Annotated in this window: 21 protein-coding genes and 4 tRNA genes; 19 read left to right on the top strand and 6 right to left on the bottom strand. The window is 56.0% G+C overall.

The features are described 5' to 3' along the window. The first annotated feature begins 37 nt into the window (after positions 1-37). The 4 genes from C3F36_RS07690 to C3F36_RS07675 all read left to right on the top strand — a co-directional run bounded on the left by C3F36_RS07690 (position 38) and on the right by C3F36_RS07675 (position 4,491). On the top strand, positions 38-655 hold the full coding sequence (locus tag C3F36_RS07690; RefSeq protein WP_103255174.1) for a LysE family transporter: 618 nt from the start codon (positions 38-40) through the stop codon (positions 653-655). A gap of 115 nt (positions 656-770) precedes the next feature. Continuing rightward, positions 771-2,177 (top strand): D-arabinono-1,4-lactone oxidase, encoded by a 1,407-nt coding sequence (locus C3F36_RS07685; protein WP_104454837.1) that lies wholly within the window; start codon positions 771-773, stop codon positions 2,175-2,177. A gap of 71 nt (positions 2,178-2,248) precedes the next feature. After that, positions 2,249-3,376: a CobW family GTP-binding protein gene (locus tag C3F36_RS07680; RefSeq protein ID WP_029314837.1), complete on the top strand. Its 1,128-nt coding sequence runs from the start codon at positions 2,249-2,251 to the stop codon at positions 3,374-3,376. Positions 3,377-3,477: 101 nt separating this feature from the next. Beyond that, entirely contained in the window at positions 3,478-4,491 is a 1,014-nt protein-coding gene (locus tag C3F36_RS07675) for an IS110-like element ISAeca3 family transposase (RefSeq protein ID WP_104454836.1), read from the top strand. A 205-nt stretch (positions 4,492-4,696) separates the two neighbouring features. Here the strand turns inward: C3F36_RS07675 and C3F36_RS07665 are convergent, their stop codons facing one another. Continuing rightward, positions 4,697-5,647 carry an IS1595-like element ISKpn3 family transposase gene (locus tag C3F36_RS07665; protein WP_043851557.1) on the bottom strand — a complete coding sequence of 317 codons (951 nt, stop codon included), beginning with the start codon at positions 5,645-5,647 and terminating at the stop codon, positions 4,697-4,699. Between the two features lie 166 nt (positions 5,648-5,813). On the opposite strand from C3F36_RS07665, the gene mdtD reads away from it, so the two are divergent. Further along, entirely contained in the window at positions 5,814-7,202 is a 1,389-nt protein-coding gene (gene mdtD, locus C3F36_RS07660; RefSeq protein WP_104454834.1) for a multidrug transporter subunit MdtD, read from the top strand. A gap of 9 nt (positions 7,203-7,211) precedes the next feature. Here mdtD and C3F36_RS07655 read toward each other — a convergent pair whose 3' ends face one another. The 3 genes from C3F36_RS07655 to folB all read right to left on the bottom strand — a co-directional run bounded on the left by C3F36_RS07655 (position 7,212) and on the right by folB (position 8,692). Further along, a complete protein-coding gene (locus C3F36_RS07655; protein WP_104454833.1) occupies positions 7,212-7,694 on the bottom strand; it encodes a YbaK/EbsC family protein in 483 nt (160 codons plus the stop codon). 117 nt (positions 7,695-7,811) lie between these two features. Continuing rightward, on the bottom strand, positions 7,812-8,321 hold the full coding sequence (gene folK / locus C3F36_RS07650; RefSeq protein ID WP_041211771.1) for a 2-amino-4-hydroxy-6-hydroxymethyldihydropteridine diphosphokinase: 510 nt from the start codon (positions 8,319-8,321) through the stop codon (positions 7,812-7,814). Continuing rightward, positions 8,321-8,692: a dihydroneopterin aldolase gene (folB, locus tag C3F36_RS07645; RefSeq protein WP_010675798.1), complete on the bottom strand. Its 372-nt coding sequence runs from the start codon at positions 8,690-8,692 to the stop codon at positions 8,321-8,323. Before folB ends, folK begins: the two co-directional genes overlap by 1 nt. 171 nt (positions 8,693-8,863) lie before the next feature. On the opposite strand from folB, the gene plsY reads away from it, so the two are divergent. The 5 genes from plsY (at position 8,864) to C3F36_RS07620 (ending at position 9,940) form a co-directional block, all read left to right on the top strand. Beyond that, on the top strand, positions 8,864-9,526 hold the full coding sequence (gene plsY, locus C3F36_RS07640) for a glycerol-3-phosphate 1-O-acyltransferase PlsY (protein WP_029314836.1): 663 nt from the start codon (positions 8,864-8,866) through the stop codon (positions 9,524-9,526). A 47-nt stretch (positions 9,527-9,573) separates the two neighbouring features. Next, positions 9,574-9,649, top strand: a tRNA-Phe gene (locus C3F36_RS07635). 52 nt (positions 9,650-9,701) lie between these two features. Further along, positions 9,702-9,777: transfer RNA gene (locus C3F36_RS07630), tRNA-Thr, on the top strand. Between the two features lie 3 nt (positions 9,778-9,780). Beyond that, positions 9,781-9,856, top strand: a tRNA-Phe gene (locus C3F36_RS07625). A gap of 8 nt (positions 9,857-9,864) precedes the next feature. Then, a tRNA-Asn gene (locus C3F36_RS07620) sits at positions 9,865-9,940 on the top strand. Positions 9,941-10,478: 538 nt separating this feature from the next. Here C3F36_RS07620 and C3F36_RS07615 read toward each other — a convergent pair. After that, positions 10,479-11,597 carry a PD-(D/E)XK nuclease family protein gene (locus C3F36_RS07615; protein ID WP_104454832.1) on the bottom strand — a complete coding sequence of 373 codons (1,119 nt, stop codon included), beginning with the start codon at positions 11,595-11,597 and terminating at the stop codon, positions 10,479-10,481. Positions 11,598-11,673: 76 nt separating this feature from the next. Then, positions 11,674-12,462, bottom strand: coding sequence for an NYN domain-containing protein (locus tag C3F36_RS07610; RefSeq protein ID WP_104454831.1), 789 nt, complete (start codon positions 12,460-12,462; stop codon positions 11,674-11,676). 477 nt (positions 12,463-12,939) lie between these two features. Between C3F36_RS07610 and istA the strand changes: the two genes are divergently transcribed. From istA to C3F36_RS07565, 9 genes are all read left to right on the top strand, one after another. Further along, entirely contained in the window at positions 12,940-14,481 is a 1,542-nt protein-coding gene (gene istA, locus C3F36_RS07605; protein WP_104454439.1) for an IS21-like element ISAs29 family transposase, read from the top strand. A 14-nt stretch (positions 14,482-14,495) separates the two neighbouring features. Continuing rightward, on the top strand, positions 14,496-15,251 hold the full coding sequence (gene istB / locus C3F36_RS07600; protein ID WP_104454438.1) for an IS21-like element ISAs29 family helper ATPase IstB: 756 nt from the start codon (positions 14,496-14,498) through the stop codon (positions 15,249-15,251). 245 nt (positions 15,252-15,496) lie between these two features. After that, positions 15,497-16,021 carry a hypothetical protein gene (locus C3F36_RS07595; protein ID WP_104454830.1) on the top strand — a complete coding sequence of 175 codons (525 nt, stop codon included), beginning with the start codon at positions 15,497-15,499 and terminating at the stop codon, positions 16,019-16,021. Between the two features lie 19 nt (positions 16,022-16,040). Further along, entirely contained in the window at positions 16,041-16,529 is a 489-nt protein-coding gene (locus C3F36_RS07590; RefSeq protein WP_104454829.1) for a hypothetical protein, read from the top strand. A gap of 65 nt (positions 16,530-16,594) precedes the next feature. Beyond that, positions 16,595-17,041: a DUF2787 family protein gene (locus C3F36_RS07585; RefSeq protein ID WP_104454828.1), complete on the top strand. Its 447-nt coding sequence runs from the start codon at positions 16,595-16,597 to the stop codon at positions 17,039-17,041. Positions 17,042-17,219: 178 nt separating this feature from the next. After that, positions 17,220-18,446: a tyrosine-type recombinase/integrase gene (locus C3F36_RS07580; protein ID WP_104454827.1), complete on the top strand. Its 1,227-nt coding sequence runs from the start codon at positions 17,220-17,222 to the stop codon at positions 18,444-18,446. A 741-nt stretch (positions 18,447-19,187) separates the two neighbouring features. Continuing rightward, positions 19,188-20,069 (top strand): helix-turn-helix transcriptional regulator, encoded by an 882-nt coding sequence (locus tag C3F36_RS07575; RefSeq protein ID WP_158656092.1) that lies wholly within the window; start codon positions 19,188-19,190, stop codon positions 20,067-20,069. A gap of 92 nt (positions 20,070-20,161) precedes the next feature. Continuing rightward, positions 20,162-20,806, top strand: a complete 645-nt coding sequence (locus C3F36_RS07570; protein ID WP_104454825.1) for a TM2 domain-containing protein — start codon at positions 20,162-20,164, stop codon at positions 20,804-20,806. Next, on the top strand, positions 20,806-21,519 hold the full coding sequence (locus C3F36_RS07565) for a hypothetical protein (protein WP_104454824.1): 714 nt from the start codon (positions 20,806-20,808) through the stop codon (positions 21,517-21,519). Before C3F36_RS07570 ends, C3F36_RS07565 begins: the two co-directional genes overlap by 1 nt. Positions 21,520-22,870 lie beyond the last annotated feature (1,351 nt).

Below are 22,870 nucleotides of genomic sequence, written 5' to 3'. Positions count from 1 at the left end.
AAAATAGCCGATATCCCCTCTAATCAGGACTCTTTTCATGACTGAACTGTTAGCCGTTGTCGCCATTACTCTCTTTGCCGTCATCAGCCCCGGGCCCGACTTTGCCATGGTGTCGCGCAACAGCCTGCTGCTCTCGCGCCGCACCGGCGTGCTGACGGCGATCGGCATCGCGGCCGGGGTCTGCGTGCACGTGACCTACACCCTGCTGGGGGTGGGCCTGCTGATCCAGCAATCCCTCTGGCTGTTCAACCTCATCAAGCTGGCAGGGGCCGCCTATCTCATCTTCCTCGGCATCAAGATGCTGCGGGCCAGACCGGCTGCCGATGAAGAGAGCATCTGTCAGCCTGCCCTCTCCAGTCTGGGTGCGCTGCGCACCGGATTTCTGACCAATGTGCTCAATCCCAAGACGACCATCTTCATCGTCAGCCTCTTCATGCAGGTGGTGCAGCCGCAGACGCCGCTGGCGGTCCAGATCGGCTATGGCGCCTTCATCGCGCTGGCGCACGCCCTCTGGTTTGGTGCGGTGGCGCTCTTCTTCTCTACCCCTGCGGTGCGCGACCGACTGCTGGCGGTACGCCACTGGATCGATCGGGTATTCGGGGGCCTGCTGGTGGGATTCGGCATGTTGCTGGCATTGACCCAGCAGACGCGCTGAGGCGGGGAGGGGCGCTCCCCCTATCCACCCCCGACTGTAGGGTCTTGTTTTTCATGCCTTGGCAGCCACTTTTCGGTAGAATTGGCGCTCATTTTGAAGTCAGATGAGGCGCGGTATGACGGTCAGGTTCCAGGCATTTCACAGCATCAAGGCGATTGGCAATCGGGAGGTGCTGTTCAACTGGTCCAGAACCAACCCCCTCGGCGCCCTTGATCAGGTATGGCGCCCGACGACCCGTGACGAGCTGCAGCAACTGCTGCGGGAATATCCCGAGCGCAAGCTGCGGCTCATCGGCTCCGGCCTCTCTTTCGAACCCATCCACAGCGTCTACGCCGAAGGCAGCCAGGCGCTGCTGGTGGACCTGCACCACCTGCGCGGCCAGCTGGACAAGACTACCGATACGGTGACCTACCTGGCGGGGACGCCGCTTGATACCGTCTATGCCGACCTCATCGCCATGGATCGCATGCTGCCGGCGTCCCCCGGCGTCATCGGCATCCAGACCCTGGGCGGTGCGCTCAGCACCGGCACCCATGGGCAGGGATTGCACCAGTCCGCCCTGTGCGATGCGGTGGCTGCCCTGACCGTGATGCTGGCGAGCGGCGACATCATCCGTGTGGATCGCACCGATCCGCGCTTCGGCGCCTTCGTGATGGGCATGGGGATGCTCGGCATCCTGCTGGATGTGACCCTCAACACTGTGCCCAACCGCATCATGCGCTGCACCAAGTTCACCACCGACTACCCCTTCCTGCTGGAACACAACGAGCGCCTCAACCGGGAGCACGCCTTCGTGAAGAGCTGGTGGTTCGCCTGGACCGGCGAGAGCCACATCTGGCTGGTGGATCCCGCCTCCGATGACGAGGTGGCCCGCTACCGGGCCGGGGGCAGCGAGCCGCTGGTGCTGGAGGGAGACATGGACGAGCGCATGAACCTGGCGCTCAATGCCACCATAGACGCGACCCTGCAGAAGATGGCCAGAGACACCAAGGACGAGGCCAGGGCAGGCGAGCACTTCGAGACGGTGCGCCGCTTCAAGGACGCCTCGGATCTGGTGGGCAACGTCTACCAGATCCTCTGCAAGGGGATCCCGGCGCCCCAGATCAACTGCGAGGTGGCCGTGCCCCTCGAACGCATGGGGGAGGCCCTTGCAGTCCTGCAGGCATGGCAGGAGGCGAACCCCGGCGTGCTGCACTACCCCTTCATCCTGCGCTGCACCGGTCCCTCCGTGGCCTGGCTCAGTGCCGCCCATGACAAGTCGGTGTGCTGGATAGGTTTTCTGGTCTATCTGGCGGCAGACGGGACCTTCGTCGGGGGCTCCATGGAGCAGATGCGCGAGTTGCAGCAACTGCTGGTGCCGCTCGGCGGTATTCCCCATTTCGGCAAGCACCTGGCGATGGACCTCTACGACTTCCCGGCCCTGTTGCCGCGCTGGCACGACTTCCTGGCCCTGAAGCGGGAGCTTGACCCCCATGGCCGTTTCGAAAACAGCTGGCTCGGCGACCTGTTCGCCAACCGGTAAGGATCTGACATGACCGATATGCAAGACACTCGCTTACTCATCCTCCTGCCGATCAGAGGGGGGGCAACCCGATGACAGACATGCAAGACACCCGCATCCCCGTGACCCTGCTGACCGGTTTTCTCGGCAGCGGCAAGACCACCTTGCTCAACCACTGGGTCAAGCAGCCCGAGCTCGGGGAGTGCGCCGTGCTCATCAACGAGTTCGGCTCCGTGGGGCTGGATCACCATCTGGTACAGCAGGTGGACGAGCAGGTGGTGCTGCTCGATTCCGGCTGCATCTGCTGCTCGGTGCAGGGCTCCCTGGTGGAGGCGCTGCAGGGGCTTTTCATGAAGGCCATCCAGCGCAAAATCAAACCCTTCAAACGGCTGATCATCGAAACCACTGGTCTGGCCGATCCGGCCCCCGTGCTGTTCACGTTGAGGGAAGAGGGCTTTATCGCCCAGCGCTACCGCTTCGACGGCACCGTCACCGTGGTGGATGCCGGTCATATCGAGCAGCAGCTGGCCGCTCAATATGAGGCGGTCAAACAGGTGGCGCTGGCGGATCTGCTGGTGGTGAGCAAGGGCGATCTGGTGGATGAAGAGACCCTTGCTCGGGTGGAAGCCCAACTGGCGGCCCTCAATCCGGCAGCCCCCATCCAGCGGGTCAGCAATGGGGTGCTCTCACCTGCGGTGCTGGAGAAACTCGGCGCCTACAACGAGGCAGCGGGGCGCGACGTGCGCCAGTTGCTGGCCTGGCTGCGTACCGAATCCCCGAAACAGGGGCTGGCTTCGCCCATGCAGCCGAAGATGACGCCGTTTGCCGCCAAGGTGGGGACGGCCGCGCCCACCCGCTTCGAGCACGGCAATATCGAAAGTTTCTCCCTGCGCATCGGCGAGCCGCTCAAGCCCTCCCGCCTGCTGGCCGCCATCGATGCGGTGCAGGCGCAATACGGTGATGCCCTGCTGCGTCTCAAGGGGATATTGCAACTGGAAGGGGAGAGCCAGCCCGTGGTGATCCACGGCGTGCACGGCCAGCTCTATCCGTTGCAGGCGCTGGGGGAGTGGCCCGAAGGCAAGGCCCAGTCCCGGCTGGTGTTCATCGTGAAGAGCCAGGACAGGGTAGGCATAGAGCAGTTGTTCCTCTCAACCCTCAAGGCCCCCGAACCCAGCCTGGAAGAGCACCTCAAGGCCATGCTCGGCCAGCCGGATGCCTGATATGCTGATATGACCCGCGCTCGTGCGGGTCTAATGAGATGGTCACCCCCACCCTGTGAGCGGTACGCTGACAGGGTGTTTTTCTTTCAGGAGAGACCATCATGGAAAACGTTGCGCTTATTGGTATTGATCTCGGTAAACACTCTTTTCACATTCACTGTCAAGACCGGTTCGGCAAGGCTCTTCTTCGCAAGAAGTTCAACCGGACAAAGCTCATCGAATCCCTCGCAACTTTTCCTGTATGCACCATCGTCATGGAGGCATGTGCCGGAGCCCATTACATGGCTCGTCGGCTGGCTGAATTTGGGCATGAGAGTAAGCTCATTTCGCCTCAATTCGTGCGCCCATTCGTCAAGAGCAACAAGAACGACTTCATCGATGCTGAAGCTATTTGCGAGGCCGCCTGCCGTCCCTCCATGCGGTTTGTAACGCCCAAGACCGAAAGCCAGCAAACGTTGGGAGCACTGCATCGTGTGCGCGAATCGTTTGTGCGCGATCGGGTTAAGGCATCGAACCAGATACACGGCTTTTTACTCGAATTTGGCATCAGTCTGCCCGTCGGTCATGCCGCCATCAAGCGCCTGCCTTCTGTGATGGCTGAACACGAGTTACCAGCGCGACTGATTACCATGTTGGAGAGGCTGCATGCCCATTTCAAGTATCTGGAGCAGCAAATTGCCGAGATCGACAAGGAACTGGCCAGCCAGCTTGGCGATGACGATCTTGGTCAGCATCTGATGACAATCCCTGGTGTCGGCCCGATCACTGCCAGCGTGTTGGCCGCCGAGCTCGGTGACGGAAAACACTATCGATGTAGTCGTGATTTCGCGGCGTCAGTCGGATTGGTGCCACGCCAGTACAGTACTGGGGGCCGGGCAAACCTGAAGGGTATCAGCAAGCGTGGCGACAAAAATCTTAGACGATTGTTGGTGCAATATGCACGAGCCTATATGCAACGGCTAGAGCGGCAAACGGGACGATTGGCTGATTGGGTCAGGTCTATGTTGACTCGGCGACATTCGAATGTTGTGGCTTGTGCACTAGCCAACAAGTTGGCCCGCACGGCTTGGGCGCTGGCGGCACGGCATACCGAATTTCGGGCAATGCCAACCTGACGCGCCCCTATTTACTTTTGTACTGACACACCCACCTGGTTTTGCGACTGTGATATTGGATGACGTGAACGGCATACCGGCCTGACTGATAACCTGGCAAAAGAATAGGCTTTCTAGGCCGAGGGTCTTTTTAGGACAGTCAGGCGCGATTCTCATCGTGGCGCGGAGAACATTCTCCATCAAGACGCCGGATAGATTTACCTGATTACCCATGACCCTCAGCCAGCTTCAAGAGCCGATATGGCATCGGAGGGCTTGCCACGACTGCATGCCCCAATTCTACCAACATGCTATTGAGGTCAAAACGATGATTAAACCGGAAGCAGTATTCCGCAAGATGCCTTGGTAAATGCTTCGCTCCGAGCGTATGGCAACTGCCCCGCAGCGAGTTTTTCACATTTCCTATCATCGTGTTTACCCAGTTGAATGCCGGATGATCCAGCCAGTCCAGGTTGCCCCCGGTGACAACTCCCAGGTGCTCACAATTGGCCTCCTTGACCGCTTTGAAACAGGCCAATCCATCGGATATCACCGCGCTACCACTGGCAATATGCCGTTTTGCCCAATCAGCAACGGACTTGGTTTTGAAACCATCGACCACCGTCATCCGCATCTTGATTGGATGTCCTTCCTTGTTCAGGGCCACTGCTGCCACAAACGGCGTCTTGCCTGCCGCGCCCCGACCCCGTTTGCCACCACGGCGCTCGCCACCCCAGTAGACATCATCGAGCTGAATGATGCCGCTGATGGGCTGCTTGTCATCGGACTCTTTCATGGCTTGCAGCAGCTTGTGCTTGAGCATCCAGGCGGTGTCATATTTGACGCCCAACTGGCGCTTTAGCTCCATCGCTGACAAGCCTGTTTTGGTTTGTGACAACAGGTGCATTGCCAGAAACCACTTGGTCAGTGGGAGCTTGGTGTTTGCGAAAATCGTGTTTCCAGTCAATGACATCTGGTGACGGCAGTGATTGCATTGCCACACACGTGGCCGCCTTCTCAGGCGACAACAGGTCTTGTTGGCACATTCAGGGCAGACAAAGCCGTTAGGAAAACGCCAAGTGAACAGCGCGTTTTCGCACTGAGCCTCAGTGCCATAGTCCTTGAGAAACTCAAACAGGCTGTAGCCTTTCTGGAATTGGATTTTGCTTTTGGCCATGATCTCGCACCTCGATAACTGTACGTAAGATCAGTATAGTTCGTGGTAACTGACTGCTAATCATGGGTAATCAGGTAGATTTAAGCAAGCCAACCACAACACCCGAAATCAAGGTTGCAAAAAAGGGGTGACCATAGATTCTTATGTGATGAGGAGAGACAGAACCATGCCTGACAGCTCCCCGATGGTGACGCCCGCCCAGCGCAAATGGCTGCCCTGGCTGACAGCGGTCGGTTTTTTCATGCAGACCCTGGATGGCACCATCCTCAACACTGCCCTGCCCAGCATGGCCGAGGCCCTGGGCGAGAGTCCGCTGCAGATGCAGTCCGTCATCATCGCCTACATGCTGACGGTGGCCCTGCTCATTCCCGCCTCCGGCTGGCTGGCGGACAGATTCGGCACCCGCCGGGTCTATCTGGTCGCCATCCTGCTGTTTACCCTGGGTTCCCTGGCCTGTGCCATCGCCAACACCCTGCCCATGCTGGTGATCGCCCGGGTGTTGCAAGGGGTCGGGGGGGCCTTGCTGATGCCCATCGGGCGTCTGGCGGTGCTGCGGGTCTACAGCAAGCATGAGCTGCTGAGGGTGATGTCGTTCGTCACCATCCCCGGTCTGCTCGGCCCCCTCATCGGCCCGGCTCTGGGGGGCTGGCTGGTGGAGGTGGCGAGCTGGCACTGGGTCTTCCTCATCAACCTGCCGGTGGGCCTGCTCGGCTTCGTGGCGAGCTGGCACTTCATGCCCGACCTTCGCCAGCACACCGCCAGGTTTGACTGGCAGGGGTTTGTGCTGTTCAGTGTCGGCATGGTGCTGGTATCCGTCGGTCTGCAAGGCCTGGGGGAGCACAGCATCTCAACCGGCTGGGCCCTGTTTGCGGTATTGTTCGGTCTGGCCGCCATGGCGAGCTACTGGCTCTATGCCGCCACGGCGGAGCAGCCCCTGTTCAGTCTGGCGCTGTTCAAGACGTCCACCTTCTCCATCGGTATCTGGGGCAATCTGTTTGCCCGCCTCGGCAGCGGCGCCATGCCGTTTCTCACCCCGCTCTTCCTGCAACTGGGGCTCGGCTTCTCCCCGAGCAAGGCGGGGATGACCATGATCCCCACGGTGATCGGCGCCATGCTGACCAAGACGCTGGTGAACAAGCTCATTCCGCGCATCGGTTATCGCCGCATCCTGATCGGCAACACCCTGGCGCTCGGGGCCATGATCGCGAGCTTCTATTTCATCGACAACCAGGTGCCCCACGGCGTACTGCTGGTGTGGCTGGCGGTCTTTGGCGCCATCAACTCCCTGCAATTTTCCGCCATGAACACCCTGACCCTGCAGGATCTCAGCAGCGAGCACGCCAGCAGTGGCAACGGTCTGCTGTCGGTGGTGATGCAGCTCTCCATGAGCCTGGGGGTGGCCATCGCCGCCAGCCTGCTGGGACTCTTCTCCATCGGCCAGCCCGAGGAGAGTGGCCGCTGGCTGGAGGGGTTCCACCTCACCTATCTGTGCATCGGCCTGATGTCCATGCTGGCGGCGCTGATCTTCGCCCAGCTGGCGCGGGAAAAGCGCTGAGTCCCAGGCTCAGGGGGCGGGCAGGTAGCTCACGTCGCAGGGTAATCGGGCCAGCAGTCCGGCCAGGTGGGTGGTCTCCAGCAGGAAAGTCTGCTCGGGGTGGCCCGGCGTCCAGGTAAAGTCATGGTGATTCATGAGCACGGGATCCACCAGCAGGGGGATGTCGGCGCGGGGCAGGAAGGGGCAGACGGCTCCCGGCAGGCAGCCAATCTCGGTCTGCATCTCGTCAGCGGTGCAGATGGAGGGTTTGGCACCGAGCGCCGCCTTGACCGCCTTGCTGTCGAGCCGGCCGTCTCTGTGGGTCAGCAGCAGGGCGAAGCGACCATCCTTGAATTTGAGGAAAAGGGTCTTGCTGAACTCGGCCTGCCAGCCGAGGCGAGCCTTGACCCGCTCGTCGGTGGCGTAATCGAGGATGGGTTCGTGCTCGAAGCGCTGGTGGGGCAGGTCGGTGAGCAACTGACGGTTGAAGTCGTGAATGGCATCGAGTGGCATGGGGTTCTCCTGTGATGGCGGTCATCCTGCCACTTGCACCGGCGCAGGCCCAATCACCGTTTCTTATCCATCATCAGCGGAGTCATCAACAAGGGCACCCGAGGGTGCCCTTGTTGTTCAGTGATGCTGCAATTCGCCCGCTTTCCAGTGGAAGGGAATGGGGTCAAGGCGCTGGGAGGCTTTGTCGTAACCTGCCCACAGCTCACCGATGGTGCGACCATCGATGGGGTGGCGGAATGTGGGAGCCAGCTCCGCCAGCGGCCAGAGCACGAAGGCGTTGGTGAGGATCTCGCCGCGCGGCAGCACCAGCGGCGTCTCGCAGACCAGCTCGCCGTAGAGCAGCAGATCGAGATCCAGGGTGCGCGGGGCGAACTTCTTGGCATCCGGCTCGCGGCCGTGAGCGAACTCCATGGCGCGTAGCCGCTGGCACAGGGTCGCCAGGGGCAGCTCGGTATCGGCACCCACCACCAGGTTGTAGAAGGGGCGGCCGTTGAAGCCCACTGCCTCGCTCTCGAATACCCGGGAGACCTGCAACTCGCCGAATTCGGCGTGCAGGGCATCGAGGCCGGCGCGGATATGGCGTTCCCGTTCGATGTTGGATCCCAGACTGATATAGATGCGGGTCATCAGTTGGCGCTCGCAGCCGGCGTGCGATGGCGCAGGATCTCGACCCCGACGCCTGCCGCATTGGGCACGGCACCCGGTTTGGTCAGGGTCACCTTGACCCACTGTACCCGCTCGTCTTCCAGCACCAGGGCAGCGACCTGCTCGGCCATGGTCTCGACCAGCTCCACTATCTTGCCCTGGGCGTGATCACAGATCTTGCGAGAGAGGGTGGCGTAATCCAGCGCCAGATTGATATCGTCGGTTGCGGCGGCTGGGCGATTGTCAAACCCCATCTCGAGGTCGAAACAGAGCTTCTGGCGAATGCCCTTCTCCCATTCATATACCCCTATGGTGGTCAAAACCTCGAGTCCGCGAATAAACACCTTGTCCATGACAGTACTTCTTCTTTACTCTTGATGGGCTGTGAAAACAGCGCAGGGATGCAGGCCCGGCAAGCAGATTGCCGCTGGCGGCCGGTTTGGGCGACACGCTTTCGGGCAAGCCCGGGCCTGGGAATGTGGCCCGCATCATACCCCATTCATATCGTGGTAAAAACGACCAAGATGACGGCCCTGACGATTTTGATGATTATTCTGGCCTATCTGGGCGGCTCGCTGTCCAGTGCCGTGCTGGTTTCCCGCATCACGGGTCTGCCGGATCCCCGTGACCATGGTTCCCACAACCCGGGGGCGACCAATGTGTTGCGCCTCGGCGGCCGGATGGCGGCGCTGATCGTACTGCTTCTCGACGTGCTCAAGGGGATGGCCCCCGTCTACCTCGCCTGGTATCTGCAGATCAAGCCCGTCTACCTCGGCTTTATCGGGGTGGCCGCCTGTCTGGGCCACATGTACCCCCTCTTCTTCCACTTCCGTGGTGGCAAGGGCGTCGCCACCGCCCTCGGCACCATGTTGCCCATTGGGTTTGCCATGGGGGGCGCCGTCATCACCACCTGGCTGCTGGTGCTGCTGGTGAGCGGCTATTCGTCACTGGCGTCCATCGTGACCGTGTTGCTGACCCCGCTCTTTACCTATCTGCTCAAACCGGAATACACGTTGCCGGTCTCCCTGCTCTCCTGTCTCATCCTGATCCGTCATCACGAGAATATTACCCGCCTGCTCAAGGGGGAGGAGTCCCGCCTCTGGGGGCGCCGGGGAGCGGTCCCGCCAGCAGAAGTGATGAAAATGGATGATGCTGCGCAAAAAAGAGACGAACGAGACGAAAAGTGAAATTTCCCGTTGACCACCTGCCCTAAAATCCGTTTAATAGCGCCCACGCCCAGATAGCTCAGTCGGTAGAGCAGGGGATTGAAAATCCCCGTGTCGGCGGTTCGATTCCGTCTCTGGGCACCATATTTTGGTGCCATGAAATAAAAACGTGTTCATGCACAATGGTTTGAAGTGTGCCGGCTTAGCTCAGTAGGTAGAGCAACTGACTTGTAATCAGTAGGTCACCAGTTCGATTCCGGTAGCCGGCACCATTTGCCCAGATAGCTCAGTCGGTAGAGCAGGGGATTGAAAATCCCCGTGTCGGCGGTTCGATTCCGTCTCTGGGCACCACGAATAATTCCTCCTTAGCTCAGTCGGTAGAGCGACGGACTGTTAATCCGCAGGTCGCTGGTTCGAGCCCAGCAGGAGGAGCCAATTCAAAAGCCCAGCAGCAATGCTGGGCTTTTTCTTTATCTGCGGTTCTCGGATTCAGCATCACCGCGTATCAGCCAGTTCGCTACCCTCGTACGCTTTGCCTCTGGCTAAGCCATCTTTTCGGCCATCTCTGCCCGTCGTATTGGAGTCAATAACTCACTCCGGTCCATATCCGGTCGGCTCGGCGAAGCTATACCTGTGGCACCACGACCACGAAGATGGCGCAAGAGCAGGAGGTTGGCAGGCCAGTTCTCCGGTCGGCAGCTCCGGTCTTTGTGATTGGGTACGTTGCTTATGGTTGGACCGGAACAAGGCCGGAAAGACAAGAGGGGGTGTGGGGGCAAGATGAATAGAAAATCAACCTCAGTATGGCTAACCGGATATGTTGGCCGTTGCTCTGGGGCATATCCGGTCTATATGGAAATCGAGAAGATTAAGACGCCGCATGATGGCTTGAGTTTAAGCCAAACACAAAGCACTTGATCGGATTCATCAAGCGGCGCAGGATTTTAGCACGTTAAAAGGAGGTCAGTGAAAATCACTTCTGTAAAATCTTGCTCATCCATGCAGCGAGAGTTTCGAGTGCGGCGAGAACCCTCGATTTATCCTTGTGACAAGCCATGTAATTTATTTCCAATGTGTTTTTGGTGATTTTTACTTCGCTATCTGCATTCATCATGCCTTCCAGTTCTGGATAGCGTTTATCCTGCTTAATTAAAACATATAGTTCATCGGCCACGGGGTGGTCTTTTTTAGATATCCAAGCGTTTATATAATAGGATAAACCATCCCCGACACTTGATGGATAATATACAAAACTCACCCCGCTATCTCCCCATTTAGAGGGGGTTAAATGGATTGCTTTATAATTACCTTCCCAGTTGTTAGTAGAAATGACAATGTTGCTATCTGCTATGGCCTTACTTAAGACAGATTTCACATCATTTATAGTTTGTTGTTTAAATAGGGCGAGGGTCTCTTCGACCTTCACTAACGCATGAAAATTATCCTCAACGAACTTAATGTCTTTTTCCTTCATAACAACCTCCTCAACCAAACCACTTAATGATAACAAGTGCTCTAAAAACTCACGGTAGAACACAGTCCATTTGCTAAATTCATCCTTTAGCATATCAAGGCCAAAATTTTCCAGAGCAGACTGCACCAGCTTAGAGTAGGTAATAGTTTCCCAGCCTTCGATGTCTGCTGCTGGGTTTGAGTCTGGCTTTAATATACAGCGATAAACGGTTTGATTATTGTCAACTTGTATGTTTAAAAAATCATTGTAATCAGAGAATGGATTGTACGTATCAGCAAATACTTTGTTTTCTATACCAATTATGAAGTCGTCATGTTTGATGAAGATATCCAATCGAGTTTTTTGGCTTGTGGCCGCCTCTCGGAAAATCATTGCAGATGATAAATCAATGCAATCTATATCATGCCCAAGAGTCTTAAGGAGTGACGTTAACAACCAGGGTTTCGTATAGTTATCCTTACCCATAAATAGTGCCATCAGGTCACTCGTCGGGTTTTCAAAGTAGCCTGTGCCACTCGTAGCAAAGAAATTAGATACGGTAGTCTCTTCTGGTTGAAATGCTAATAAATACTCTACGACATTTCTTCCAATAGCGTCACTTAATAATTTATCGTCCATTAAAGCTTATCCTAGTAATGTTAGGCGTATCTACAGGCTTGAGCAAACAAGTAACAGCGATCAGCCACCAAGCCATTTATACTCGTTTTTTTGGGTTTTTTGGCCGGTAAGCGATAATGTTAACTCGTCCTTTACCTTTAAACTTTGCAAGATCAAACAGACCTGTTTTTTCTATTAGTTCCGGTAGTTTTGTCACCCCATAAGTTCGGGAGTCATAGTCAGGCTTTATTCTTTTCAAAAGATTCCCTACGCCAGCAATGTTAGCCCAGTCGCTGTCATTATTTTCAAACTCCACGAGACCTGAAATTAACTCATCATCTTTAAACTGTTGCCAGCCAGAAAATAAAATGTCTATTATTTCTTGCGGAATAACACCAGCTGATTTTCGGACTGCATCATTTGATGGTAATGAAATGGCCGTGTCACCAAGGTTCTCAGTAAGAATGAAGTTGTCACATGAATTTCTAAAGGCTATCGGGGTTTTGTTTTCTCCAACACCAAAAACATACATTTCTGCTTCTCTCAAGCGAGAGGCTAGCTTGGTGAAATCACTGTCCGAGGAGATTATAACAAACGCATCGTAGCGGTTTGTATATAGCAAGTCCATTGCATCTATTATCAGCGATGCATCAGTTGAATTTTTTCCAGTTGTATATGCGAACTGTTGTATTGGTTGGATTGCTAATTCGTTTAGAGTCGTTTTCCAGTTTTTAAGATGTTCACTAGACCAATCACCATAGGCCCGCTTTGTGATAATATGCCCATGAGTTGATATCTCGTTGAGAATGAACTTTATCTTCGAGTATTGCGCGTTATCCGCATCAATCAGAACCACAATTTTCTTATGCTCATTTAAATCTAGCATCCATATCCTCCCTCATCATCCTTGATATATATGATCAACCATGGAATGGTGCGATAAATCTATATAATACACAACCGCTTACGTCACATTTTGAAACACATATTAAAACCATGTTCATCCCGAACATCAGGCCCTGAGCTAACCGCTCAGGGCCTTTTTCATATCCACGATTCAAAGGACAGAACATGTTTATCCATCACATTTTGAGCAAGCAAGTCGCCGCCGTCAGCATCAAGCCAATGAGAGACGGCAGTGTTGCATATTCCGGCTGATCATGAACACCGATTCCGGTTCAACGTGAACACCATTTCCGGACCAATGTGAACGCTCATTCCGGTTCAACCTGAACACTTTGCCCCTCCTTTCCGGAAACAGTGTTCAACATCCCGGAATCACTGTTCACATTCACCGGAATCATCCTTAACGCATTGATTTAACAACCTTTGATACGCTCTCCCTTTTGCCAGGGAAGAGCCTATGTCTGCCAAGAGGATTGCAATGCGTAAAATTCGTGAAGTGCTGCGACTGCGGCTGGAGGCTGACCTCTCTGTTCGCCAGATAAGTTGCTGCACCAAGGTCAGCGTTGGCTCCATCCAGAAACTCCTCAAAAGTGCCCAGGCGCTCGGCCTGACCTGGCCCTTGCCCACCGAGCTTGATGATGCCCGACTGGCTGCCCTGTTCTATCCGCAGGCCGATACCACCATCTCGGCCCGCCATGTCGTGCCGGATTGGCCCTCTGTCCATCAGGAGCTCAAGCGCAAGGGGGTCTCCAAACAACTGCTCTGGGAGGAATACACCCAGCGCTATCCCAATAGCTGTTACAGCTACTCCCAGTTCTGCGACCGTTACAAGTCCTGGTGTCAGTTGCAAAAACGCTCCATGCGCCAGATCCACAAGGCGGGGGAAAAGCTCTTTATCGACTACTGCGGGCCCACGGTGCCCATCGTCTCGCCCTCCACGAGTGAGATCCGTCAGGCCCAGATCTTTGTCGCCGTGCTTGGTGCGTCCAACTACACCTTTGCCGAGGCCACCTGGTCACAGTCACTGCCGGACTGGCTGCAAAGCCATGTCCGTGCCTTTGAGTTTTTCGGCGGGACCCCGGCACTCCTGATCCCCGACAATCTCAAGAGCGGTGTCAGCAAGGCTTGCCGTTACGATCCCGAGCTAAACCCCAGCTACCAGCAGTTGGCCGAGCACTATCAGGTGGCAGTGATGCCAGCTCGCCCTTATAAGCCTAAGGATAAAGCCAAGGCTGAAGTGGGAGTGCAGATCGTCGAGCGCTGGATCCTGGCTCGTCTACGCCATCAGACCTTCTTCTCGCTTGCCGAACTCAACCAGTGCATCCGGGCTTTGTTGAATGAGCTCAACGAGCGCCCGTTCAAGCAGCTGCCCGGTAACCGACGCGAGGCGTTTGAGCAGTTGGACCGCCCGGCACTGGGGTCACTACCGGTGCATCCCTATCGCTATGTCGCCATCAAAACGGTCAAGGTCAACATCGACTATCACGTCAGCTATGAGCAGCACCATTACTCGGTGCCGCACCAGTATGTGGGTCAGCAACTGGAGCTCCATGCGGGCGATACCCTGCTTCAGGTCTATCACCAGCAACAGCTGGTCGCGAGCCATCCACGTAAAACCATCCCGGGGATGAGCACGCTCCCTGAGCACATGCCGGAACGTCACAGCAAGCAGCAACGCTGGACGCCAGGGCGTCTTAAGCAGTGGGCTGCTGACATCGGACCGGGCACCTTGTGCTGGGTTAGCGAACGGCTGGAAGAAAAAGCCCATGCCGAGCAGGCATACCGACTCTGCCTGGGTCTACTGAGTCTTAGTCGAGAGTATCCGCCATCACGGGTCGAGGCTTGCTGCCAGTTGGCTAACCGGGAAGGACTGGTGCGGCTCAAGCAGCTCAAGTCGGTGCTGACCAGTGGCCGCGACCAACTGCCCGCAAGCCCGCTGAGCTACCCAGAGTTACCGCAAGAGCACGAGAACATCCGTGGCCCCCAGAGCTTCCACTAAAGAGGATACGCCCCATGACCCAACAAACCCTGACCCGCCTGAGAAACCTGAAACTGACCGGCATGGCGGATGCCGTGCAACAACAACTTGAACAGGCGAGTACCTACGAAGGGCTGCCCTTCATCGAGCGGCTAAGCCTGCTGGTCGAACACGAACAACTGAGCAGGGAGCAGCGTAAGCAAGCTCGGCTGGTCAAGCAGGCAAGGCTCAAACTCCAGGCCACGGTGCAGGAGCTGGACTACCAGTCAGCACGCAACCTAGAGCGGTCACAGGTAGCAAACCTGGCCCAAGGAGAGTGGCTGCGCCGGGGCCAGAACCTGCTCATTACCGGCCCCTGTGGCTGTGGAAAAACCTACCTGGCTTGTGCGCTGGGCTACCAAGCCTGTCAGCAAGGGCATAGCACTCGTTACTACCGGCTGCCGCGTCTGCTACTTGAGCTGAGCCAGGCCAAGGTAGATGGCAGTTACGCCAGGCTGCTGGGTCAACTGGCAAGGATAGAGCTGTTGATCCTGGATGACTGGGGACTAGAAGCGGTGAATGCCGAGCAGCGCAACGCCCTGCTGGAGATCATGGATGATCGGTACGGGAAATACTCGACGGTAGTGGTCAGTCAGCTGCCAACGGAAGAGTGGTACGCGAGCTTGGGGGACAACACTCTGGCAGATGCGATCCTGGACCGGCTGATGCACAACGCTCACCGGCTGTCACTGAAGGGAGAATCGATGAGAAAGAGGAGAAGTGAGTTGACCCAATCTGAACACTCGAGTTAGAAACGGGGTGACGTGAGCGCGTTAAGGATCAGGGTGTTCACGTTGGCCGGAATGGCTGTTCAACTTCGCCGGAATACGCAAGTGTCGACTTCACGGTAAAAGGCAGCACCAAGGGGGCGATCAAAGGTGCGATCACAGGGGCTGGTATCGGAGCCAAAGGCGGTATCCCAGGTGCCGTCGCAGGCACCATCATCGGTGGCACTATCGGCTACATCACCGGACCAGCGGACTGAGGGAGGCTAGCCATGGACGAGTTTATCCAAGAAGGGAAATACGCTTCCCACGAGACGCTCAAGGGGTATGCCTACAGCTGGCAAACGCTGAGTTTGCTGATGCAGGAGGTCATTACACATGGAATGTATGTTCCTGAGTTCCTGCCAGATGAAAATCAGCCCGTGCTGCTGGTCGTGATCAAAGAGGCGACCGTCCTCAAGGCCAAGTCGCTGCACTCTGAAGCACCAGAAGTACAGCTATCTATCGCTTGCCACACTGGGGAGTCAGTCAGAGATGACGACGAGGGTTACTACGCTGACTATTGGCGGTTGGCTGCGGGGACTATCCAGCTGTTCGACTGTGCCGAGCATGCGGTGTTCTGGTTGCCGCTCCCTGCTGTTGAAGCATGGGAACCCTATCACTTCACAGGTTATGGCACCCCGTTTGATGCTCTATCTGCCCCAATCCCTGTATTCCAGCATCTGGCCTTTGTACTCCAGCAAGAGCAGACCCAGCCTGACTTGGGCACCACTATCTACCTGAAATCCACAATCTGATTCACCCGAGGCTCCCAATATGAATACCAAAACTAACAAGCAAGCTGCCAATCAGCAGGCCAGCACCACGACCGAGGCCAGCGATAAACCAGTTCAGCCCGCCAAGATTATCTTGGCTAGTGGCGTAGCCACTTTGCTCTCGCCAGGCTCAACGACCACTGTGGGCTATGAAGTAGGCCATGAGCCCGAGCAGGCTGAGCTGTTGATCCGGCTGACTGGCAGCAGCGGTGGTGGCCTGTGCTCCAAGGAGTGGTTCGGCTTGGCGCAAGTCATCGATCTGCTCAACGAGCAACAGCCGGACAAGCCATTTACCTCGGGGTTATTCAAGGTGATCTGGAACTTCAAAGGCAGCAGCAATAACGCGGGGTTCCTGGCAGCAGTGCTGCGACATCTGGAATTGACCAAGGCGGCATCCGAGGTACGTTTCGGCCATCTGATCACCGGCAAACATAGCGTGTGGTTCGATGGACTCAATGCCAAGCTACCCGAGGTCAGCGCCGCCAGCTAATCCCTGTTCCTACCCTGATCGTTCCTCCCTCGAATACACACCTTTCATTTCAAGAGCACTAAAACATGAAACCTACCCTCGTTATCACGGGCTTGCCTGTGAGGATAAGTCACGACCTGCAAACGCTACTGGAGCAGGCTATCAGTTCGGCACTGGTCGAGTTCGTGGATGAAATCCCGTATGGCACGTCACCAGCAGCCCTGACCCTCAACTATCGAGACCCAGACTACAGCGCAACCACGGGAGGCTATCACCCTGTCGAGATCCGCCTCGAACGTCGGGATGACGGCTGGCACCTGCGCTACGTCACGGACTTTGCCTATGTAGGCCAAGGCTGGTGCGCCGAGTTGGCCAAGGAGTTGGATTTTGATTTCAGCATGGGTGCGTACTCCCATTCGCTGATCGGTGAGATGTCGGCGGCAGAGGTGAATGAATGGTTGGAGGTCTGGCAGCAGAGCTTTTGCTGCTATGCCCAGATGGACGTATTCACCCTGACGGTGACACCAGACTGACGCCGAAGACCGGATATCGACCGGAAAGCCGTTGGCCGCGAATTTGTCAGCAGTCAGCGGCCAACATCACCACCACCAGATAAATCAGCACCACCAGACCGGCACAGGGATCCGACCTCCCTGTGCTGTTTTTTCTTGGGGGCTTGCCTCGTCATCACCCATTAACAGGAGTTCCACTATGTCAGGTCTCCCATCTCGTTTTCGCTTCACCCAAAAAGCTATCGAAGCCCTGCCACCTAACCCCAGCGATGCAAAATCCACTGAGGCCGAATACAGCGACACCCAGATTTCTGGACTCAAATGCTTGGTCGGAAAAGGGGAGGGGAACAAGAAGTTCCTGATGCGTTATCTGTGGCATGGTCGCAAGCGAGCTATCTCCATAGGTCGCTTCCCAGAGGTAGACCTCAACACGGCCAGGGAGATCGCAACAGACTATAAACGGCTGTTGTCGCAGGGCATCGACCCCAAGCAGATGAAGGAGGACAAACGGCAGGAGCTAACGTTGCACGAACTCTTTCATCGGCATTACTTGCCCTACGCCCAGCACCACAAGCGTTCATGGCTTAAGGATGAGCAGAGATTCAGGGATCATCTGCAACCGGCGTTGGGCGCACGGCTGCTATCGGAAATCAATCTGGAACAAGGGCAGGCACTCCAGACCACACTGATGAGCCAATGCAAACCGGCCACCAACAATCGGATCACCACGTTGCTCAAGGCGATCCTGACATGGAGTGTGCGGATGGGTTATCTGGAGCAGCATCCGTTGGTCTATCTGAAAACTCTGTCGGAGAACAACCAGCGAACTCGCTATCTGGATAAGGGGGAGATCCGTCGTCTGTTCATGGCGGCAGATGCTGACGAGAATCGCTATGCGGGTCAGTACGTCAAGCTGTTGCTGCTCACTGGCCTGCGTAAGGATGAGTTGAGGCTGGCTCGGTGGGATCACCTGGACAGGGAGCACCAGACGCTGTTTATCCCACACACCAAGAATGGCAAGAGTCGGATCTTGCACCTGAATCATCTGGCGATGCAGGTTTTGCAGGATACGCCTGAGATCCTTGGGAACCCCTACCTGTTCCCAGGACTGAAGATGGGCCAGCCGCTCAACAACGTCACCAAGCCGTTTAACCGGATGCTGAAACGGGCACAGGTTGGAGGACCAGTCTGCATCCATACTTGCCGACACTCGGTGGCAGCCTTGATCGTCTCCAGCGGTGGAACCTTGTATGACGTGCAGGCGCAGCTGGGCCACTCAAGTAGCCAATCCAGCCAACGGTATGCACACCTACACGCAAGCAGACTGAGGCACACCAGCACCCAAGTCGCCAACTGCGTGGAGCAGGCATTAATCCCACCCGGAGCCGTCAAAGCAGAACCACTAGCGTTGCAACGAGCGGGATAGGCAAGCGAAAGCAAGAGCAGCGGCAAGGGTATCTCCGACCAACTCGCCAGTCATTGACCCCCGGTGGCTGGCGAGTCATATCGAGCAGATATTTGAAACAAAATGATAACAGGAAGGCCCGGAGGGGGAGACGACGCTACCCACATAACCAGATACCGCGGCCTGAGATCGTGAGAGGCCATCAACACTGGGCTATCTGTAGAAGCCGTACCAGTCAACCAGCGGCAGTGATAAAGCGACGTGAGACCTCAGAGACATGCACAGGCATAACCATGAGAGCTGCTCACCTGTTTGGATTCGGAGCAGAGTCATGGGGGATGTCTCCTACATCCCCAACGGTCATAACACACCGGCTCACCAGCCCATGCCCTGCATGGGCTCCCGAAATTTGCAAATGCGCGTCCCACCATTTTCGCGACGGCAGGCGGAGCCGTGGTATCACTCGAAGCCGCACACCCCGTCATACATTGGGACCCTCCGGGGCAGTTACGGGGATGCTATCAAGGCTCGGCTGCTGAAATTTTCAAGGGCGGTGGGACCTAATCATCAAGATAAGGGCCCGCCCACCGCCGACTATCTGAGGACCCACACGTGACCTCGTGCCGGTCCGAATACCAACTCATCACCAGCTATACCAACTCCGCTTACCCAAGTCCGCCCCTGTCATGAAAATCCAAGTCGACACGCCCTGTCGGGCACCTCCGCGACACTTGGACACCTTTGACAACGATGCTCACTTGGATGGCAGAACACGACACCCTAGCCCAACGCCTCGGCGTGATCCTGACCAAGCTCAACAACGGGCAAAGATTGGTGATCTCCGAACTGGCCACCGAGTTCAACGTCTCGGCCCGCACCATCCAGCGTGATCTGAATGTCAGATTGGCTTACCTGCCGCTGGAACGTGAGGGACAGACCTACTGGTTGGATCCATCCTACCTTGGCAGAGCGTCGACTCCTGCGATCCTTCGCCTGTGTGAGCAGCTCGGAGCCAAGGCCCTATTCCCAGATGATCACGATACCCTGATAAAGCAATGGCTTGCCCCCAAGGCCTCACCCGTATTCGTGCTTTCAGGCTTTCAGCGTGACGAAGATGACAGCCATCACCAGTGGCTAAAGCCCCTCGCCAAAGCGATCAGCCAACAGCTTATGGTCTGGCTGTCGTGGCAAGACTCCAAAGCAGAGATCGAGGTTGCACCATATCGTTTGGTCAACCGAAGGGGGCGTTGGCTCTTGGCTGGTGTAACCGTTGATACCCCGTTTATCGAGCCCCTATCCCGGATATTGCTCATCCGGCTGACGGATGATCCTTCCGGTATCACTGAACCCCAACAACAGATACTCCAGCGATTGATTGAGCAAGAAGCCGTGCTGACTCACGAGGTCATTATCAAGGCCTCAGCATCGATTGCTCATGAGTTCAGACTCAGAAAAATCCTGCCAGAACAGGAGCTGATCAAGGAACTGGAGGATGGCGACATCCTATTGGCAAGCAGGGTATTCGATGGAGCTCAGCTATTACCCGTGATCAAAACCTATTTACCGCACCTTGAAGTGATCAGCCCTGCGGGGATCCAGGCTCTGGTCAAGCGCGACCTCAAGGCCCTGCTCAGCCGGATGTAAGCCAAATTTTTCACCCTTCTTATTACTACCCCGACACCACCTGTCGGGGTTCATCGCCACTATTTATAACCCAGTCTACAAGGAGTAAAACCATGGGATCTCCCACGATAACTACAATATCTGACCTCGTTCTGCGCAGTCATGACGATTATGAGGCTGTCTTCGAGCACGTAGCCGCCCACCTGCAAGCAGAAGGGGGCACCATCAAAAAAGCCGACCGAGCCAAAGGAGAGCTGGAAGCATCCTGGAAGTACGGTATCAATCCGTTCGGGTTGCGCGTCACCGTGCATTTCAGCTCACCGGAAGAAGGGGTTGTTGATCTGTCGCTGACAGGTTCCTTCGTTGATGCCATCGATACATGGGGCACGGCCAAGAAGAAGGCCAAAGCGATCGCAGAAGTACTTCCTTCACCTATCGATGTAGAGGCATGGCCTATTCGGGAACCTGCCCAGGCTCAAGCTCCAACCCAATCAGCCCCAGCGGGGGGCTCGGTTCAGCATAGGGGCAAGCGGAAGGTCTTAATGGCGCTGCTGGTTTTCTTCGGCGGCGGGTTTGGCCTTCATAAGTTCTACACCGGTAACTGGGGCTGGGGCCTGATCTATCTGGCGGCCTGTACAACAGGGATCCCTGTCTTGCTCTCACTGATCGAGTTCATCAAGGTGCTTTGTCTGTCCCAAGAAGAATTCGATAAACGCTACAACTATCAAGCAGTAAGGGCGTTCCAATGGGTATGGTAATGATGAAGAAAATTGCTTTGGCAGCCAGCGTTTCACTGCTGATGGCCTCTACAGCTCAAGCCGGGTTGCTCAATAAATGGAATGAGCTGACGGTGAAGACGGGAGAACTGGAAAGCTGTCCAGGCGTGACCTTGGAGCAGCAGGCCGATAGCTTCTTCAAGGATCCCGAGTGGTCAGCAGGTAAAGCTACTGATGGGCGCAAGCTGGTCAACGTGAGCGGTACTTTTACATTTGAAGATAGACCTGTCCGTGGGCTGCTCCAGATGTGGATCCAAGGCGAGGAATTCAGCGTGGAAGCGCTGGAGATAAACGGCCAGCCACAGCCTGAGGTCATGATCGATGCATTGTTGGATAAGATGTGCGAGGCAGGAACGAGCCAGCAACCCAAAGGGATGAAGGAGACGGCTCAAGCCCGCGCTGATTTACCATTCGTAGGTAAACGGCGTTACAACTTCTCGGGCGGTAGTGGTACTGCCGAGTTCATTACGATCCAAAGCAACGGGCATACCGTTGTGGAGAGTTGCGGGTCGGAATGCAGTATTGATTTTGAAGGGCCATTTGCTAACCCACTCAAGACGCAGTACGGGACTTATCGAGTCGAGGCCAAGCGGATTTTCGAGCTCAATGAGAAGGGCCAGAGCAAGACCTGTCAGAAGGAGTTGGGAGATCCAAGAGATACAAAGTGCAGTGTCGAGCTGTATGTCGCTCAGTAAGGACATGAGGCGGGAGCGATCCCGCCTTTATTTTTTTTCCGAGGGCTTAGGGCAGCAGTTACTTAGGATGCGCGGGGTCAATGCGCGTGAAGCCAGCTTTCCAGCAGCAGGGATGCTCAGACTGCCTCAGTACGGCCAGACGCTGATAAGGGTTAGACAGAAAATATGGAGCCAGTAGGCCAAACATATTCTTAACAAGCAGCCCGGAGGGAGAGACGCGGGCTAGCCAGCAAGGCAAGCTCAGCCTAGGTCAGGCCAGTAAACCAAGCAAGAGACCAAGGCAGCTCGGGCCATCAGAGAAACCAGCGGGCAACACTGATAGAGAAGGCTGGATAGGAGAAATTGCTTTTCATCGGCAGCACATTTTCATGCGGATGCTGGATCAGGGGGGGGCAGAGCCCCAGATGAGGGCGGGTGGGGCTCACCCTCATCCCCAACGGTCATAACACACCTCCCCACAGGCCCATGCCCCGCATGGACTCCCGAAATTCATGGCGGCGCGTTTTCAGATTTTCGCGCAGTCTGACAGGAATTTTGGGCTCCGTTCGTGCCATTTTCGCATCTCCGGGGGGCTAAGAAAGTCATCAGCAGAGGGATCGCGAGTTGGGCTCATTGCTTGAATTTTCGCAGCGGCGGACGGCTGACTTTATCAGTGCCAACGGGTCCACCGGCACCGTTATTGGAGCAATGACGCTGGGAGGCAAATCCAGTGCTAATGCGATGGCGCAGATTTGGGGATGTGCGCAAGGTGGGAACGCTAGAGGGCAAGCATATCAAGGGTTCGGGGAGTGGGGTAATAGGACCGTTGGGGATGGAGAGCGGATCACACGCCCCATCGAAGCGATCTCCATCCCCTGCCATGTTGCCTATGCGGTTATCTGGTGTTACTGCCAATCGGGTAAGCCGAGATTGCGAGCTGTATGGTTGCCCATGTCGTCATATTGAGTGGGAACATGGGCTTCGCGCAGCCACCAAGATTCATCAGTCGCTCATGATAGGGGCGGTGCGGTGGATCTGCACCATCCCCAACGGTATTACTACACCATGGCAGCAGTTCTTATCAGGCGCGGCTTCCCCAGCTTGAGTAATGCGCGTGGCGGAAGGATTGTGCGCCAAGGGTTCGCTCTGATGTGCAGATGGGTGTCACCACACGCCACAACAAAAAACGCTTGAACATGTCATTTTTTCTCTGTAACTTTCTCAGCGCACGGGGATAAAGTTACTTATATGTAGGTATATGGATATTACCTATCCGTCTTTGACGGCACCCCTGGCAACCACGCCTCAATGTCAGCCAATTTATCTGACTGTGACGGAACTGCTTGGTTAACTTACATAAATCAAAGAGTTA

Source organism: Aeromonas sp. ASNIH2 (assembly GCF_002934795.1).
Classification (GTDB): domain Bacteria; phylum Pseudomonadota; class Gammaproteobacteria; order Enterobacterales; family Aeromonadaceae; genus Aeromonas; species Aeromonas caviae.
Note: the sequence above shows the minus strand (reverse complement) of the source record. Positions and strands in the feature narration are given on the sequence as shown.

Bases quoted from the DNA above. Each gene is read 5' to 3' on its own strand.
- C3F36_RS07665 (WP_043851557.1), bottom strand. From the start codon at position 5,647: ATGGCCAAAAGCAAAATCCAATTCCAGAAAGGCTACAGCCTGTTTGAG.
- C3F36_RS07580 (WP_104454827.1), top strand. From the start codon at position 17,220: ATGTCAGGTCTCCCATCTCGTTTTCGCTTCACCCAAAAAGCTATCGAA.
- C3F36_RS07610 (WP_104454831.1), bottom strand. From the start codon at position 12,462: ATGCTAGATTTAAATGAGCATAAGAAAATTGTGGTTCTGATTGATGCG.
- C3F36_RS07585 (WP_104454828.1), top strand. From the start codon at position 16,595: ATGAAACCTACCCTCGTTATCACGGGCTTGCCTGTGAGGATAAGTCAC.
- C3F36_RS07675 (WP_104454836.1), top strand. From the start codon at position 3,478: ATGGAAAACGTTGCGCTTATTGGTATTGATCTCGGTAAACACTCTTTT.
- C3F36_RS07615 (WP_104454832.1), bottom strand. From the start codon at position 11,597: ATGGACGATAAATTATTAAGTGACGCTATTGGAAGAAATGTCGTAGAG.
- C3F36_RS07575 (WP_158656092.1), top strand. From the start codon at position 19,188: ATGGCAGAACACGACACCCTAGCCCAACGCCTCGGCGTGATCCTGACC.
- C3F36_RS07595 (WP_104454830.1), top strand. From the start codon at position 15,497: ATGGACGAGTTTATCCAAGAAGGGAAATACGCTTCCCACGAGACGCTC.
- C3F36_RS07690 (WP_103255174.1), top strand. From the start codon at position 38: ATGACTGAACTGTTAGCCGTTGTCGCCATTACTCTCTTTGCCGTCATC.
- C3F36_RS07680 (WP_029314837.1), top strand. From the start codon at position 2,249: ATGACAGACATGCAAGACACCCGCATCCCCGTGACCCTGCTGACCGGT.
- plsY (WP_029314836.1), top strand. From the start codon at position 8,864: ATGACGGCCCTGACGATTTTGATGATTATTCTGGCCTATCTGGGCGGC.
- istA (WP_104454439.1), top strand. From the start codon at position 12,940: ATGTCTGCCAAGAGGATTGCAATGCGTAAAATTCGTGAAGTGCTGCGA.
- C3F36_RS07590 (WP_104454829.1), top strand. From the start codon at position 16,041: ATGAATACCAAAACTAACAAGCAAGCTGCCAATCAGCAGGCCAGCACC.
- C3F36_RS07655 (WP_104454833.1), bottom strand. From the start codon at position 7,694: ATGCCACTCGATGCCATTCACGACTTCAACCGTCAGTTGCTCACCGAC.
- mdtD (WP_104454834.1), top strand. From the start codon at position 5,814: ATGCCTGACAGCTCCCCGATGGTGACGCCCGCCCAGCGCAAATGGCTG.
- istB (WP_104454438.1), top strand. From the start codon at position 14,496: ATGACCCAACAAACCCTGACCCGCCTGAGAAACCTGAAACTGACCGGC.
- folB (WP_010675798.1), bottom strand. From the start codon at position 8,692: ATGGACAAGGTGTTTATTCGCGGACTCGAGGTTTTGACCACCATAGGG.
- C3F36_RS07565 (WP_104454824.1), top strand. From the start codon at position 20,806: ATGATGAAGAAAATTGCTTTGGCAGCCAGCGTTTCACTGCTGATGGCC.
- C3F36_RS07685 (WP_104454837.1), top strand. From the start codon at position 771: ATGACGGTCAGGTTCCAGGCATTTCACAGCATCAAGGCGATTGGCAAT.
- C3F36_RS07570 (WP_104454825.1), top strand. From the start codon at position 20,162: ATGGGATCTCCCACGATAACTACAATATCTGACCTCGTTCTGCGCAGT.
- folK (WP_041211771.1), bottom strand. From the start codon at position 8,321: ATGACCCGCATCTATATCAGTCTGGGATCCAACATCGAACGGGAACGC.